This window comes from Caulobacter sp. Root487D2Y, assembly GCF_001427165.1.
Lineage (GTDB): Bacteria > Pseudomonadota > Alphaproteobacteria > Caulobacterales > Caulobacteraceae > Caulobacter.
Genome location: NZ_LMFD01000011.1, coordinates 115,064 through 129,054 on the forward strand (window position 1 = coordinate 115,064; position 13,991 = coordinate 129,054).

The following is a 13,991-nucleotide window of genomic DNA, read 5'->3' on the forward strand; positions in this document are numbered from 1 at the left end:
GGCGGCGCTCCGGGGATGACGCAACATCAACGCTGAGATGTGTCTCGGCGCGGTTCATCTTCCGGGATTGAGCGACAATCATGTTCGCGCCCAACTCTTAGGCGCCTTCCCCCCGCAAGGGGGAGGGATTGGGGGAGATTTTTACGCCGCCGCCCGTCCCTCGATCGTCTCCAGATCCACCCCCAGCCGCCGGCGCAGCTCGTCGCGGCCCAGCGGGGTCAGCCTGGCCGCGCGGCTGCCGGCGACGGTTTCGATCCAGCCCAGGGCGACCATGCGGCTCAGCAGGGTCACGCCCAGCGGGCCGGCCAGGTGGTGGCGGCGCTCGGTCCAGTCCAGGCACTGGCGGGCGGCGCCGCGCTTGGAGCGCAGGGCGTCGAGATCCAGGCCCAGGTCCTCGAACCACGCGCGGCCGGCCGGCGGGACGTCGTAGAGCTTGCCGTCGACCGGGCAGATCAAGCCGCGCGCCGCCAGGGCGTCGGTCACGGCGATGCCCAGCCGGCCGGCCAGATGGCCGTAGCAGCAGCGACCGTCGCGAAGGGCCCGGGCCAGGGGCGACCGGGGCTGCTCCAGCGAACGGATCGGGGCGGCCAGCAGGGCCAGGGCCTCCAGCACGTGGGCGACCTCGGCGTTGGCCAGGCGGTAGTAGCGGTGGCGGCCCTCGCGCTCGACGCTGACCAGCCCGCCGTCGACAAGCTTGGCCAGGTGGTTGCTGGCGGCCTGGGCGGTAAGTCCGGCGGCCCAGGCCAGGGCGCCGGCCGGATGGGCCCGGCCGTCCTGCAGGGCCTGCAGCATGGCCGCCCGGCTGGGATCGCCGATCAGGGCGGCGGGGGAGGCGATGTTGGCTTCCATGCTGGGAAATATAGGGGAGGATCGCGCCGGATGCTTCACCCTCGCGTGTAACATCCGGCCGCGTCCTCGGCGAAGATCGGGCCATGACCAATGTCCGAGTCGCGACCACCGCCCGTCCCGCCGGCCTGCCGCTGATCCTGGCGGCCGCCAGCTTCGGCTTCACGATCGTCCAGCTGGACGTGACCATCGTCAATGTGGCCCTGGACGCCATAGGCCGCGAGTTCGGAGCGCCGACCGCCAGCCTGCAATGGGTGGTCGACGCCTACACCCTGCTGCTGGCGGCGCTGCTGCTGTCGGCCGGGGCGCTGGGCGACCGTTTCGGACCGCGGCGGGCCTTCCTGACGGGCCTGGTGCTGTTCGCGATCTCGTCGGCGGCCTGCGGCCTGGCGCGCGACGCCTTGCAGCTGATCCTGTCGCGCGCCGTCCAGGGCGCGGCCGCCGCCCTGCTGGTGCCGCCGTCCCTGGCCCTGATCACCCACGCCGCGGCCGGCGACGACAAGGCGCGGGCCTGGGCCGTGGGCTGGTGGACGGCGGCCGGCGGGGTGTCGATCGCCGCCGGACCGGTGATCGGCGGCCTGCTGATCGGCGCCCTGGGCTGGCGCTGGGTGTTCCTGGTCAATGTGCCGCTCTGCCTGCTGGGCGCGGCCCTGACCCTGGCCTTCGTGCCCGAGGCCGCGCCGCGAGAGAAGCGGCCGCTGGACCTTCCCGGTCAGCTCCTGGGCTTCCTCGCCCTGGCCGGTCTGGTCGGGGCGGTGATCGAGGGCGGTCACCGGGGCTGGAGCGATCCGCTGGTGCTAGGCGCGCTCGTCGGCGGCTTCGCGGCGGCGGCGGCCTTCCTGGCGGTCGAGATGCGCAGCGCGCATCCAGCCGTACCTTTGGACGTGTTCAAGAGCCGCAGGGTGTGGTCGGCGGTGGTCATCGGGGTCAGCGTCAACTTCACCTATTACGGGGTGATCTTCGTGCTGGGCCTCTTCCTGCAGCGGTCGGCGGGCTACAGCGTGGTGCAGGCCGGCCTGGCCTTTCTGCCGCTGACGGCGACCTTCATCGTCTCCAACCTGCTGAGCGGGCGGATCGCCCATCGCTTCGGCTCGGCGCGGACCATGGCCGGCGGGGTGCTGGTGGCGGCGGTCGGCTACGCCCTGACCAGCCGGCTGTCGGCGCACAGCCCCTTCTGGGCGATGATTCCCGGCTTCCTGCTGATCCCCGGCGGCATGGGCACGGCCGTGCCGGCGATGACCAGCGCCCTGTTGGCCAGCGTCGACCGTCACTTCTCGGGCACGGCGTCCGGCGTGCTGAACGCCTGCCGCCAGGCGGCGGGCGCGGCGGGTGTGGCGGTGATGGGCGCCCTGGCGGCCGGCGGCCCCGAGCGGATCGCCGGCGGGTTGCGGATTTCGGGCGCGATCGCCGCCGTCGTGCTGCTCGGCGCGGCCTGGGTGGCCTGGCGCAGCGAGGGGCGGCCGGTCGCGAGTGTCGGTTAGCCGACCGCAACTGGATGAATTATCGGCCGTTTTTGCCCTCGGAGGCGGGAACGGCCCGTTTTTCGTTGGCTGAAAATCCCAGCTTTCAGCGCCGCGGCTTGAAACCCCGCCTGCCATGAGGTCTGCTGCATCTTGGCCGTTAACCACGGCCGGGAAGGAACACGGGCATGGTGGACACCCGTGATCAGGGGCTCGCCCTTGAGACGTTCGCGCCCGGCGACATGCGCGCGCGGATCGAGGCGTACGACTGGGCGGCGACGTCGCTCGGACTGCGCGAGACCTGGTCGCCCAGCCTGAATTTCGCTGTCGACATGATCGTCGCCAGCCGGTTTCCCAGCGCCCTGCGCTGGGGCTCCGAGCTGGTGCTGATCTACAACGACGCCTATGCGCCCATGCTCGGCGAGCGCCATCCGCGCGTGCTGGGCAAGAGCTTCGCCGAGGCGCCGCCGACCTCCGCCGCCGACGCCGAAGGGCCTGAACGGGCCATCCTGACGGGAGCCAGCGGGGGCACGGTCATCGAGGACCTGTTCCTGACCACGATCCACCCGGACGGCTCGGTCACCGACGGCTATTTCACCATCCGCCTGAGCCCGATGCCCGACGCCGCCGCGCCGTCCGGGGTGGGCGGCGTGCTGATCGCCTTGAACGACGTCACGCGAAGGGTGCAGGCCGAGCAGGCCCTGCGCTCCAGCGAGGAGCGTTACGAACTGGCGCTGCAGGCGGCCAGCGGCGTGGGCACCTGGGACTGGGACATCGTCGGCGACAGGATCTATGCCGATCCGCGCTACGCGGTGTTCCACAGTGTCGATCCGGAGAGAGCGGCCGGCGGGCTTCCGTTCGCGGACTACAGGAAGGCCGTGCATCCAGACGACTTCGCGCGGCTGCTCAAGTCCGGCCGCGCCGACCTGAAGACCACCGGCGATTTCGACGAGGAGTACCGGCTGATCCAGGCCGACGGCTCGATTCGATGGGTGCAGACCCGCGGCCGGGTCGAGCGGAACGCCCAGGGTTGGGCCGTCCGCCATCGCGGGGTGATGGTCGACATCACCGAACGCAAGCGCATCGAACAGGCCCTGGAGGCCGCCCAGGCGGACCTGCGCATCGCCGTCGACGCCGCCGGCCTGGGCCGCTGGGATCACAATCCGCAGACCGGCGAACGCCTTTGGGACAAGCGCTGCCGCGAGATCTACGGCCTGCCGGACAACATGATCGAGAACCCGCTCGACATCCTCGAGCGCCTGGTCCACCCCGACGACCTGCCGTCGCTGATGGACGCCATCCGGGCCGCCATGGACCCGGCGAACGACAACACGATCAACCGCGAATACCGCATCCGGCGCGACGGCGATGGCGCGCTGCGCTGGCTCGAGACCTTCGGCCAAGCCTTCTTCGACGACGACCGCTGCATACGCTTCGTCGGCGTGGTCTCCGACGTCACCGAGCGCAAGGAGGCCGAAGCCGACCAGGTGCTGCGCGAGGCCACCATGGCCCTGGCCCTGGACGCCGGCAATGTCGGCACCTGGGACTACGACGTCCGCAAGCGCCAGCTGCGCTGGTCCGAACGCGGCTACGACATGTTCGGCATGACGCCGGGCGCGGACGCCGGTCTGGACGACTTCTTCGCCGCCATGCACCCCGAAGACCGCGAGCCCACCCGCAAGGCCTTGCTGGCGGCGATGGATCCGGTCCGTCGCGCCTATATCGACGTGGAATATCGCACGATCGGCCGCGACGACCGCCAGGAGCGCTGGATTTCGGCCAAGGGGCGGGGCTTCTTCGACGAGGCCGGCAAGCCGACGCGCGTGGTCGGCGCCACCGTCGACATCACCGACCGCAAGCGGGCCGAACTGCACCTGCGGCTGCTGGTCAACGAGCTGAATCATCGGGTCAAGAACTCGCTGGCCACGATCCAGGCCATCGCCGCCCAGACCTTCCACGCCGCCCGCTCGTTGCCCCAGGCCCAGGAGGCCTTCTCGGCCCGCATCGTCGCCCTGGCCGAGGCCCACGACCTGCTGACCCGCGAGAACTGGGAGGGGGCGGACCTGCTGGACCTGCTGGGCCGGCTGGAGGACCTGCACGGCGGGCCGGGGCGTTTCACGACCGAGGGCGGATCGGTACGACTGTCGCCGCGCATGGCCCTGTCGTTGTCGATGGCCCTGCACGAGCTGGCGACCAACGCGGTCAAGTACGGGGCGCTGTCGACGCAAAAGGGCCAGGTGCGGATCGCCTGGACCGTGGTTCCGGGCCCCGTCCATCCCCGTCTGGCGTTGACCTGGACCGAGAGCGGCGGCCCGCCGGTGTCGCCGCCCACCCGACGCGGCTTCGGTTCGCGGCTGATCGAGCGCGGCCTGGCCTCGGAGCTGTCGGGCGAGGCGCACATCGACTTCAGGCCGGAGGGGGTGGTCTGCCGGATCGAGGCGGCGCTGGACGGGTAGTGGGCGCACGCCCCTCAAAGGTTGTCATCCCGGAAGCGCGTAGCGCTGTCCGGGACCCAGGGGAACCGCAACGCATCGGCCGGACAGCCTCTGCGAGGCTTCCGGGATGACAACGGAATTGGAGATTGGGGGATTGAGGGCTTAGCCCGGTTCAGGAATCCACCGGCGCCGGGGTCTTCGCGGCGGCGGGTTTCAGGGCCTGGATCACCATGGCGCCCAGAGCCATCAGGGCCACCGGAACCAGGGCCAGCAGCCAGACGAGGACGATCACGGCCAGTTGCAGCACGCTGATCGCGACGACCAGAGCCTTGGACTCCTGACGGTGTCCTCGGTGGCTCTGGGATCGGAACGTGGCGTGCACGGCGGGCATGAGGTACTCCGACTCGACTCAACGTCCCCCGACGTGGTTTCAGAGCCTAGATGCGTCGGAATGCCGCGCAATCAGGTAAAACCCTAATCTTAGCTTTACCGTGTTCGAAGGTTGCGGGCGATCTGGGCGTCGCTGCGCCGCAGGCTCAGCAGGGACGCGCCCGCCAGGCCCAGGGGAATCAGCGCCCACGGCCACAAGCCGGCCACGGCGAGGCCCGTCGCCCCGGCCACCAGGGCCGAGACCAGCATTTCGGCGATCGTGGCCATCCACGAGGCGCCGCCGCGCCGCTTGAAGTCCGACCGCTTGCCCGGCCGCTGGTGCCAGATGTTGATCAGGCCGCTGCTCCACGCCGCCAGGGCCGCGCCCAGGGCCGTCCAGGCGCCGACGGCCGGCAGGAACCAGGTCAGGGCGGCGATCGGCAGGACCAGGAGCAGCGCCACCGGGACGAGCGCGGCGGTAAGCTTGGCGCGGCGCAGGGTGCGGATCCTGGCCGGCGACACCGCCAGCAGATCGGGCGCCTCCTCGGCCGACAGGGTGATCCAGGCCAGGCTGCCGGCCACCTGTCCGGCCAGGAACGCCACCACCCCGGCGCCGCCCGCCAGGGCCGCGCCCGTGCCGTGGCCGGCGTTGCGGCTGAGCAGCAGGGCGGTGGGGATCAGGTACAGCACCCGCAGCAGCACCTGCGACAGCAGGGCCGCGTCGCGGCCGATCAGCAGCAGCTCCTTGCGCAGGGTGGCCAGGAACGGCCCGGAGGCGAAGGCGCGCCGGGCGTCGCCGCGGGTCGCCTTGGCCGGACGCGCCCCGGTCTTGCCCTGGGTGGCGGCCGCCGCGTCCGAGAACCGCCGGCCCAAGGTCAGGGCGGCCAGGGCGAACAACGCCGCCGATCCGGCCAGCAGGGCCAGCAGCGGCAAGGGCTCTCCCAGCATGGCCCGCAGCGGCAGGCCGACGATCGGCGCTGGATGCAGCCGCCCCTCCTGGGCCTGGCGGGTGATCTCGGCGAACAGGCTGTTGCTCTTCTGCACGCCCAGGATGGTGCGGGTCTGGCTGACCAGGAAGAAGGCCGCGCCGACCAGGGCGGCCATCACCTGGGCCACCGTGCGGGTGCGGCGCGGGCCGATCAGGGCGAACAGGGCCATCGCCAGCAGCAGGCCGACGGCGGTCGAGGCCAGGGCCAGGGCGCCCAGCACCCCGAACACCCCGATCCAGCCCGGATGGCCCCAGATCACCGACGGCAGCAGCAGGGGCGTGAGGATCAGCGCGAAGATGGTCAGCACCCCGCCCGCCACGCCCAGCGAGCGCACGAACAACACCTTGGCCGGTCCGATCGGCGACGAGAACAGCAGGTCCAGGTCGCCCCGGTCGTACAGGGCCTCGCTCGAGGCGCTCAGGGTCTGGGACAGCATCAGGGTGAAGACCACGGCGCTGACCAGGGCCGCCAGGCTGATCGAGATCGGGTTGATCGGAACCTCGACCGCGTGCAGGCCCAGCGCCGCCAGGACGCCGCCGCCCACCAGCATCGTCGCGACGACGACCAGGCTGATCAGCCCCCGCGCGCCCTTGCCGGCCCGGCCAGCGCGGAAGTTGCGCCAGTAGATCCGCATCTCATGGGCCAGCAGCCCGAGGATGGAGCCCGGCGCGGTCAGGGTCACGCCGCGCCTCCGTTGGCGTCGGCGGCGGTCAGCTGCAGGAAGACGTCCTCCAGGCTGGAGCCGTCCTTGCCTTCGCCCGCCCCTCCTTTGCGCGTCTGGGCGCGCAGGGCGTCCAGCGTGCCCTCGGCCAGCAGGCGGCCGCCGGCGATGATGCCGATGCGGTCGGCCATCCGCTCGGCCACTTCCAGGATGTGGGTGGTCAGGATCACCGTCCCGCCGGCGTCGACCCGCTCCTGCAGCATGTCCTTGACCAGGCGGGCGGCGGCGGCGTCCAGGCCGGTCAGGGGCTCGTCGAGGATCAGCAGTCGGGGGTCGTGGATCAGGGCCCCGGCCAGGGCCACCTTCTGTTTCATGCCGCGCGAGAAGCCCTCGCAGCGCGTGCGGGCCTCGGCGGCCAGGCCCAGCTTGGCCAGCAGGTCCTCGGCCCGAGCCTTGGCGGCCTTGGGCTCGACGTTCCAGAGGCCGGCGACGAATTCCAGATACTCCAGCGGGGTCAGCCGGTCGTAGACCATGGCCTCGTCCGGGGCCCAGGCGGTGATCGCCTTGGCGGCGGCCGGATCGGCCCGCGCGTCGATTCCGAAGACGCTGATCTCGCCCTTGTCGGGCTTGGTCAGGCCGGCGACCATCCGCAGGGTGGTGGTCTTGCCCGCGCCGTTCGGCCCCAGCAGGGCGTACAGCTCGCCGGCGTGGACGGTGAGGTCCAGGTCCATGACCGCCGGCTTGGTGAAAGTCTTGTCGAGGCCGCGAACGATCAGAGCTTCGGTCAACGGCAGGTCCCCGGGTCAGCGTGTCAGCGCATGTGAACTGGATTGGCGGCGAGGTTCAAGCGGCGACCACTTGCCCCCTACGGACCGCTGCGCGGTCGTCTTCCCCCACAGGGGGAAGAGGAGCCGTCGCGAAACGCGCGTCCTCCGCCCCCTGTGGGGGCGGACAGGCGGCGCAGCCGCCAGGTGGGGGCAAGTGGGTGAGCCACCTGACCTTGCTTACAGACACAGCCACGCCGCCTGGGCCGCCAGCCGGTAATCCTCGTTCCACGGCGGGCCGAGCGTCGCGCCCAGAGCGCGCAGGCGCGTGTCCAGGTCGGCGGCGTCGAGGCCCAGGGCCATGCCCAGCGCGGACGGCCGAAACCCCAGGGCGGCCAGGGAGCTTTTGTCGCCCATCACGTCCTCCGCGCGTTCGACCGCGCCAGGCTACGCCCGCCCGGGCCGCGAGGCCAACGAAGGCTGGTCCAGCCGCGTCATGTGAACGTGATTGTGGAGGACCGGGGGCCATCGTCCGCGGCCGCGGCGACGCGTGATCTTTTCCTCGCGCACGGCGGCGCTATGATTGTCGTCGACCAATTCGACGGAAGCCGCATGCCCAAGACCATCGCCGTATCGATCGCCCTCGTCGCGGGCGCGCTGCTGGCCCTGCCGACCGTGAGCGCCCAGGCGCGCGACGAATACGTCATCGTCGGTCCGACCTGCGGCGTCGACCAGCCCTACCTGTGCAAGGACCCCGCCGAGCGGGCCCGATACGAGCAAAGGGCCAAGGACCGGCAAGCCCGGCAAGAGGCCCAGGCCAGGGCGGCGGAGGCCGCGCGCCTCAAGCGCGAGGCCGACATCAAGGCCATCATGAAGTCGATGAACCTGTCGCCGGCCCAGGAGGCCGACGCGCGACGGCTGTACGAGATGCGCCAGGCCGCCCAGGCCGCCATGCCCAAGCCGCCGGGCGGCCTGGCGCAGGCCTCGACACCGAAGCCCGACGACAAGTTCTGCCCCAACCGCCGCTCGTCCGAGGAGATCGTGCAGGTCACCGGCCTGCGGCAGCCGACGCAAGCGCTGGCCATGGCCTCGCTGTCGTCCAACCCCGGCGTCTATGACGCCCGGTGTTCCGGCAACGACTTCGGCTGGCAGTGCGTCGGCAAGCGGAAGACCGGCAAGACGGTCGAGGCCTGCGTGGGCGGCGCGGCTCAGTAGGCTAAAAGCCCGTGCCCTGGGTGGCGTCGCAGGAGACCCGCAGGAACTCCATCGCGTAGCCCACCCGCTTGGCCATGTCCTCGGTGGGCAGGCTGAAGCGGTGGAAGTAGTCGCTCCACTGGGTCGCGTCGGCCACCACGATGTTGGCGCCGGAGACCGTGACCGACATGACTCTTTTCCAGTTCATGTAGCCGTTCTCATTGGAGGTCACGATTTCGCCGCCCCGCGACCAGACCAGCTTGCGCTTGAACTGGGTTTCGCAGCGCGACGGCGAGGTGACGTCCCAGATCGGCGCGACGGCCTTGTCGTAGTAGCGAACGACGGTCTGGCTGCCGGAGTTGTCTTGGTAAGAGCCCTGAGTGAAGGTTTGGCTGCCGCTCCGGTCAGTATAGTTGATCTGTCCCAGCCCGGCGATCTGAGCGATGAACTTCTGGGCGTTCTCGGGGGTCTGCTCCTGGGCGGCGGCGGGCGCTGCGAACGCGAAGAGGGCGGTGGCGACCGTAGCGGCCGTGCGGGCAAGCATTAGATCTTCCTCAGGATTAGAAACCCGTGCCCTGGGTGGCGTCGCACGACACCCGCAGGAACTCCATGGCGTAGGCGATGCGCGTGGCCAGGGCCGCGTTCGGCAGGGTGAAGCGGTGGAAGAGCTGGTAGCCCCCCGCGCTCTCGTCGACATAGACGTAGGCGTTCTCGGCCTTCACCGCGGCGACATTCCGCCAGATGATCGTCCCGTCGGCGTCCGCCGTGCCGACCGTCCGGCCATAGGTCGTGCGTTGATAGTGGAATTTGGTCAGGCACGAGCCTGTCGCGCTCACATCCCAGAGCGGCGCGACCGCCTTGTCGAAATAGCGCTGGTTTCCCGTCTCATCCAGATAGACGCCTTGCTCGAACCCCCCGCTGCCTGTGGAGCGCCAGGCGTAGACGAGCTGACCCAGGCCGGCGATCTGAGCGACGAACTTCTGGGCGTTCTCCGGGGTCTGCTCCTGGGCGGCGGCGGGGCCGGCGACGCAAATCAAGGCGACGATGGCCGTCGCGACAGTCTTACGAAACAAGCGATCCCCCGCCCAAACCCGGCTTTGCCGAACCTTGGCTGGAAACTACCGTCGCGCGACCGACCTGTCGAGACGGGGCCCCTGTCGACCTGGTCTGGCGAAGAGCGAGGATGCGGCCCTCGCGCGCGGTGGGCAGGCGTCGGAAAGCGGAATTGTCCGCATGGCGAGCGACAGGATTGATCCTCGTCAACACGGCATGGCTCCCGATCGGACAGGCTGGGCGCATGATCCTGGAGGGTCCCATGTCCAGCAGTCTTCCGGTTTTCGACACCACCATCCAGGAGACCAACGCCTGGTTGAAAGACATCGCCAGCGAGCTTGGTCCCTGTGATCGCCACCAGGCCTATCTCGGGGCCCGCGCGACGCTGCACGTGCTGCGTGATCGGCTGGCCCCAGACTCCGCGATGAACTTCGCCGCCCAGCTGCCGATGCTGCTGCGAGGGGTCTTCACGGAAGGTTGGCGGCCCAGCCAAACACCGACCCTGGAGCGGGACGTCGATGCGTTCCTGGCCCGGATCGAGGCCGCCCTGCCGCCCGACTACCCGATCGAGACCGAGAGCCTGGCGCGCGGCGTCCTTCGAGGCCTTTCGACGCGAATGGACCCCGACCTGCTGGTCAAGGTGCTGCGGCAGCTGCCTCTGCCCCTGCGCGCGCTCTGGCCCCAAACCCTGGCGACGCTATGAGCCCGCTCGCTGGCGTTGCGCGGCCCGGCCGGATCCTTTGGGGCCTCGCGGTGGTGGTCTCCGGCGTCGCGGCGGGCTGCGCCGCCCTGGAACCCATGCATCCGGGGCCCGAGATCCCCCTTGTCGAAACGGGGCGCGCGCTCGCTGTCAGCGAATGCTCGTCCTGCCACGCGGTGGGGGCCGGCGGCGGTTCTCCGGCCACCGGCGCGCCCTCCTTCGCGAGCGTCGCCGAACGCTATCGCAACTACCGGCTGGACTGGGAGCTGGAGACCATTTCGCAGGTCGGCCACTACCAGATGCGGCCCAAGATGCTGACCTCCCCGGAAATCAGCGCCCTGTCGGCCTATATCCGCACGCTCGACAGCGGCAAACCCTCCGGGGCCTCGACGCCGCCGCCTTCCTAGATTCGCGTCGCGCCTCAGTTCGGCCGCCCGTCGGGCTCCAACTCGAAGGCCGCGTCCAGGGTGACCTCGTCGACGATGGTTCCCTTCAAGGCGGCGTCCAACACCTCGCCCAGCGAGCTCCAGACGAAGGCCAGCTGTTCCAGCACGGCGGGCAGGCGTTCGGGCTCGAAGCCCGGATAGAGGTCGGCGACCAGCCACAGGCCGGTCAGCACGTCGAAGCCGAACCGGCAGCCGATCAGCCGGAACTGGGCGCGGGCGATGGTCTCGAACAGGGCCTCCAGGCTGCGGGCCTGGTCGAGATCGGCCTGGTCGAACACCTGGCAGCGCACCTGCAGCCAGTCGCCCTCGGGGAACAGGTAGAAGGCCCCGCCGTCCTCGGATCCGGAGACCTCCAGGCCGCGGTCGATCTCGGCGACGAGGTAGCCGGCTTCGAGGCAGGCCTCGGCGATGTCCTGGAGGCTGATGGGGGTGTCTTCGGCCATGGGCCTGCCCTTCTTAAATCCGCTCATCCCGGCGTTCGCCGGTATGAGCGGTTCTTTATGGGGGATCAGGGGCGGAGCCCTAGCTCCGATAGTCCCCGTTGATCGCCACGTACTGCTTGGTCAGGTCGCAGGTCCAGACCGTGGCCGAACCCTTGCCGACGCCGACGTCCACCGAGACCTCGAACTCCTGCTTCTTGACGTACTTGCTCATCGCCGCCTCGTCGTATTCGGCCGAGACCAGGCCGTCGCGGGCGGCGTAGAGGTCGCCGAACCTGACGCTGATCTTCTCGCGGTTGACCGGCTCGTCGGCGCGGCCCACGGCCATGACGATGCGGCCCCAGTTGGCGTCCTCGCCAGCGAAGGCGGTCTTGACCAGCGGGCTCTCGGCGATGGTGCGGGCGATCTTGCGGGCCGACAGCGGGCTTTCGGCGCCGTTGACGGTGATCTTGACGAACTTGCTGGCGCCCTCGCCGTCGCGGACCAGTTGCAGGGCCAGGTCCAGCAGCACGGCCTCCAGCTTCTCGCGAAAGTCGGCCAGGCGGCGGTCGCCCGCGCGGTGGATCTTGGGCGCGCCGGACTTGCCGGTGGCGAACAGCAGCAGGGTGTCATTGGTCGAGCGGTCGCCGTCCACGGTCACGCAGTTGAAGGTCGTGCGGGTGTAGAGGCTGACAAGGGTCTGCAGGGCGGCCGGGGCGATGGCCGCGTCGGTGGCCACGAAGGCCAGCATGGTGGCCATGTCGGGCGCGATCATGCCCGAGCCCTTGGTGATGCCGGCGATCCGCACCTCGCGCCCGTCGATCATGGCGGTGGCGTAGGCGCCCTTCGGGAAGGTGTCGGTGGTCATGATCGCCGCCGCGGCGCCGGCCCAGGCGTCCTCGGTCAGGCGGGTCTCCACCTCGCGCAGGTTCGAGATGATCTTGCTGTCGTCGAGGATGACGCCGATCACCCCGGTAGAGGCCATCATCACGTCGCGCTGGCGGCAGTCGAAGCGCTTGCCCACGGCCGTGGCCACCCGGCGCACCGCGTCGGCGCCGGGCTTGCCCGTGAAGCTGTTAGCGCAGCCGGCGTTGACCACCAGGGCGCGGACGTCCTCGCCCTTGCTGGCGGCCAGCTGGCGCTTGCACCAGTCGACCGGAGCCGAGCCGACGCCGTGACGGGTGAACACCCCGGCGCAGCTGGTGCCCTCGGCGAAGCGCATCAGCAGCATGTCCTCGCGGGCGTGCTTGTAGAAGCCGGCGCGGCCGGTGGCGATCTCGACCCCGGCGATCGGCGGGATGGTCGGGAACGGCACGGCCAGGGGCGAGACGGCCAAGCCCGGCTTGCCCGGCGTTCCGGCGGGGGCGGCGGCGGGCTTGGCGGCCTGGATCGCTTCCGGAACGCCTTGGTCGGCGTCCTTCTGGGCGCGGCGCAGGCCGGCGCGCTTGAGGGCGGCGGTCAGCGGGTCCAGCGCCCGCTCCAGGGTGTGGCCGACGCTGGCGCCGACCTGGCCGACGATCTCGGCCGGGGTGGGCGAGGGCGCGGCGGCGGCCTTCGGAGCCGCCTTGGCCTTCTTCGCTGCGGCGGCGGGCTTGGGGGACTTGGTCATTTCTTGGCCGGAACTTGAGCGGGGGCGGACGCCGGCGGGGCGTCGTCGAGATCGGAGGAGGGGGCTTGGTCGGCCGAGCCCGGCGGGGCCGAGGCCGGCTCCTGCGGGGCGCCGGGGACGTCCTGCGGCTTGCCGGTCAGCATCTCGACCTTGGCGCCGCCGCGCAGCTTTTCCAGCAGGTCGCGGACCTGGTCATAGGTCAGGAAGCGCACGATCTGCGGCCGGGCGGCTTCCAGGGTGATCGGTTCTTCCAGGCGCTTGTCCTCGACGCGCAGCACGGCCCAGCCGCCCTCGGTCTGGAACGGGCCGACCAGGGCGCCCTTCTCGGCGCCCTGAAGGGCCACGGCGTAGGCCGGCGGCATGACGTCGACGGTGAAATAGCCCAGGTCGCCGCCGTTGAAGCGGGTGGCCGGGTCGGTCGAGCGCTCCATGGCCAGGGCGTCGAACGAGGCGCCGGCGGTCAGCAGCTTCTTGACCGCCTCGGCGTCGGCCTGGCTGGCGACCAGGATCTGGCGGGCGCGGATCTCTTCGCTGCGCTTGGACAGCTTCTGCTGCTCGGCGTAGAGGCCGCGGATGGCGTTCTCGTTGACGGCCTTCTCGACGACGCTCTCGACCAGCATGTCGCCCAGGATGCGCTCGCGCGCGGCGGCCAGGCGGCGCTGGGCCACCGGATCCTTGTCCAGCTTCTGCTTCAGCGCCTCGGCGGCCAGCAGCTTCTGGTCGACCACCTCGTCCAGGCGCTGGCGGAACAGGTCGGAACCGATGTCCAGCGGTTCGCCCTCGCTGATCAGCCCCTGGGCCACGGCCTCGCGCTTGACGTCGGAGGCCCAGACCGTGTGGCCGTCGACCCGGGCGACCGCGGTGTCGCCGGGCTCGGGCGGGCGCTCGTCGGCCTTGTTTCGGCCGCAGGCGGCGATCAACAGGCTGAGGACGGCGACGGCGACGATGGCCGACACGCGAGGCTTGGAAAAACGGGCCTGGGAAAAACGGGACTGGGAAAAGCGAGACTGGACAATATTCATCTGGGGCCGATCTCCGGCTGACTC

Annotated in this window: 15 protein-coding genes; 5 read left to right on the top strand and 10 right to left on the bottom strand. The window is 70.6% G+C overall.

Annotation, left to right across the window (positions count from 1 at the left end):
• Positions 1 to 141 precede the first annotated feature (141 nt).
• The gene (locus ASD38_RS16550; RefSeq protein WP_056461666.1) at positions 142 to 849 is read right to left on the bottom strand and encodes an ArsR/SmtB family transcription factor; all 708 of its coding nucleotides are present in this window, start codon (positions 847 to 849) and stop codon (positions 142 to 144) included.
• 83 nt (positions 850 to 932) lie between these two features.
• Here ASD38_RS16550 and ASD38_RS16555 point away from each other — a divergent pair, with 83 nt between their 5' ends.
• Positions 933 to 2,327: an MFS transporter gene (locus ASD38_RS16555; protein ID WP_056461669.1), complete on the top strand. Its 1,395-nt coding sequence runs from the start codon at positions 933 to 935 to the stop codon at positions 2,325 to 2,327.
• A 167-nt stretch (positions 2,328 to 2,494) separates the two neighbouring features.
• Positions 2,495 to 4,762, top strand: a complete 2,268-nt coding sequence (locus ASD38_RS16560) for a PAS domain-containing sensor histidine kinase (RefSeq protein ID WP_056461672.1) — start codon at positions 2,495 to 2,497, stop codon at positions 4,760 to 4,762.
• 151 nt (positions 4,763 to 4,913) lie between these two features.
• On the opposite strand, the gene ASD38_RS16565 is transcribed toward ASD38_RS16560, so the two are convergent.
• The 4 genes from ASD38_RS16565 to ASD38_RS23975 all read right to left on the bottom strand — a co-directional run bounded on the left by ASD38_RS16565 (position 4,914) and on the right by ASD38_RS23975 (position 7,941).
• Positions 4,914 to 5,132 carry a hypothetical protein gene (locus ASD38_RS16565; RefSeq protein WP_056439232.1) on the bottom strand — a complete coding sequence of 73 codons (219 nt, stop codon included), beginning with the start codon at positions 5,130 to 5,132 and terminating at the stop codon, positions 4,914 to 4,916.
• A gap of 95 nt (positions 5,133 to 5,227) precedes the next feature.
• Complete coding sequence (locus ASD38_RS16570) at positions 5,228 to 6,781, bottom strand: hypothetical protein (protein ID WP_056461674.1); 1,554 nt, start codon at positions 6,779 to 6,781, stop codon at positions 5,228 to 5,230.
• Positions 6,778 to 7,491: an ABC transporter ATP-binding protein gene (locus tag ASD38_RS16575; protein ID WP_235523871.1), complete on the bottom strand. Its 714-nt coding sequence runs from the start codon at positions 7,489 to 7,491 to the stop codon at positions 6,778 to 6,780. The genes ASD38_RS16570 and ASD38_RS16575 overlap by 4 nt, the downstream gene beginning before the upstream one ends.
• 273 nt (positions 7,492 to 7,764) lie before the next feature.
• A complete protein-coding gene (locus ASD38_RS23975) occupies positions 7,765 to 7,941 on the bottom strand; it encodes a hypothetical protein (RefSeq protein WP_156390743.1) in 177 nt (58 codons plus the stop codon).
• 195 nt (positions 7,942 to 8,136) lie between these two features.
• On the opposite strand from ASD38_RS23975, the gene ASD38_RS16580 reads away from it, so the two are divergent.
• A complete protein-coding gene (locus ASD38_RS16580) occupies positions 8,137 to 8,739 on the top strand; it encodes a hypothetical protein (RefSeq protein WP_156390744.1) in 603 nt (200 codons plus the stop codon).
• A 1-nt stretch (position 8,740) separates the two neighbouring features.
• On the opposite strand, the gene ASD38_RS16585 is transcribed toward ASD38_RS16580, so the two are convergent.
• Both ASD38_RS16585 and ASD38_RS16590 read right to left on the bottom strand, forming a co-directional pair.
• Positions 8,741 to 9,262 (bottom strand): hypothetical protein, encoded by a 522-nt coding sequence (locus ASD38_RS16585; protein ID WP_056461680.1) that lies wholly within the window; start codon positions 9,260 to 9,262, stop codon positions 8,741 to 8,743.
• 16 nt (positions 9,263 to 9,278) lie between these two features.
• Positions 9,279 to 9,791 (bottom strand): hypothetical protein, encoded by a 513-nt coding sequence (locus ASD38_RS16590; RefSeq protein WP_056461683.1) that lies wholly within the window; start codon positions 9,789 to 9,791, stop codon positions 9,279 to 9,281.
• A gap of 242 nt (positions 9,792 to 10,033) precedes the next feature.
• Here ASD38_RS16590 and ASD38_RS16595 point away from each other — a divergent pair, with 242 nt between their 5' ends.
• Together ASD38_RS16595 and ASD38_RS16600 are read left to right on the top strand one after the other, a co-directional pair.
• Positions 10,034 to 10,474 (top strand): DUF2267 domain-containing protein, encoded by a 441-nt coding sequence (locus tag ASD38_RS16595; protein ID WP_056461943.1) that lies wholly within the window; start codon positions 10,034 to 10,036, stop codon positions 10,472 to 10,474.
• Positions 10,471 to 10,878: a c-type cytochrome gene (locus ASD38_RS16600; protein WP_056439248.1), complete on the top strand. Its 408-nt coding sequence runs from the start codon at positions 10,471 to 10,473 to the stop codon at positions 10,876 to 10,878. The genes ASD38_RS16595 and ASD38_RS16600 overlap by 4 nt, the downstream gene beginning before the upstream one ends.
• Positions 10,879 to 10,892: 14 nt before the next feature.
• On the opposite strand, the gene ASD38_RS16605 is transcribed toward ASD38_RS16600, so the two are convergent.
• The 3 genes from ASD38_RS16605 to ASD38_RS16615 all read right to left on the bottom strand — a co-directional run bounded on the left by ASD38_RS16605 (position 10,893) and on the right by ASD38_RS16615 (position 13,967).
• Positions 10,893 to 11,360, bottom strand: a complete 468-nt coding sequence (locus ASD38_RS16605) for a hypothetical protein (RefSeq protein ID WP_056461686.1) — start codon at positions 11,358 to 11,360, stop codon at positions 10,893 to 10,895.
• A gap of 79 nt (positions 11,361 to 11,439) precedes the next feature.
• Positions 11,440 to 12,945 (bottom strand): bifunctional glutamate N-acetyltransferase/amino-acid acetyltransferase ArgJ, encoded by a 1,506-nt coding sequence (gene argJ, locus ASD38_RS16610; RefSeq protein WP_056461689.1) that lies wholly within the window; start codon positions 12,943 to 12,945, stop codon positions 11,440 to 11,442.
• On the bottom strand, positions 12,942 to 13,967 hold the full coding sequence (locus ASD38_RS16615) for a peptidylprolyl isomerase (RefSeq protein ID WP_082554674.1): 1,026 nt from the start codon (positions 13,965 to 13,967) through the stop codon (positions 12,942 to 12,944). The genes argJ and ASD38_RS16615 overlap by 4 nt, the downstream gene beginning before the upstream one ends.
• Positions 13,968 to 13,991: the final 24 nt, after the last annotated feature.

Coding starts and splice junctions, on each gene's coding strand:
- ASD38_RS16560 (WP_056461672.1), top strand. CDS start 2,495: ATGGTGGACACCCGTGATCAGGGGCTCGCCCTTGAGACGTTCGCGCCC.
- argJ (WP_056461689.1), bottom strand. CDS start 12,945: ATGACCAAGTCCCCCAAGCCCGCCGCCGCAGCGAAGAAGGCCAAGGCG.
- ASD38_RS16615 (WP_082554674.1), bottom strand. CDS start 13,967: ATGAATATTGTCCAGTCTCGCTTTTCCCAGTCCCGTTTTTCCCAGGCC.
- ASD38_RS16555 (WP_056461669.1), top strand. CDS start 933: ATGACCAATGTCCGAGTCGCGACCACCGCCCGTCCCGCCGGCCTGCCG.
- ASD38_RS16575 (WP_235523871.1), bottom strand. CDS start 7,491: ATGGACCTGGACCTCACCGTCCACGCCGGCGAGCTGTACGCCCTGCTG.
- ASD38_RS16605 (WP_056461686.1), bottom strand. CDS start 11,360: ATGGCCGAAGACACCCCCATCAGCCTCCAGGACATCGCCGAGGCCTGC.
- ASD38_RS23975 (WP_156390743.1), bottom strand. CDS start 7,941: ATGGGCGACAAAAGCTCCCTGGCCGCCCTGGGGTTTCGGCCGTCCGCG.
- ASD38_RS16565 (WP_056439232.1), bottom strand. CDS start 5,132: ATGCCCGCCGTGCACGCCACGTTCCGATCCCAGAGCCACCGAGGACAC.
- ASD38_RS16550 (WP_056461666.1), bottom strand. CDS start 849: ATGGAAGCCAACATCGCCTCCCCCGCCGCCCTGATCGGCGATCCCAGC.
- ASD38_RS16580 (WP_156390744.1), top strand. CDS start 8,137: ATGCCCAAGACCATCGCCGTATCGATCGCCCTCGTCGCGGGCGCGCTG.
- ASD38_RS16595 (WP_056461943.1), top strand. CDS start 10,034: ATGTCCAGCAGTCTTCCGGTTTTCGACACCACCATCCAGGAGACCAAC.
- ASD38_RS16600 (WP_056439248.1), top strand. CDS start 10,471: ATGAGCCCGCTCGCTGGCGTTGCGCGGCCCGGCCGGATCCTTTGGGGC.
- ASD38_RS16585 (WP_056461680.1), bottom strand. CDS start 9,262: ATGCTTGCCCGCACGGCCGCTACGGTCGCCACCGCCCTCTTCGCGTTC.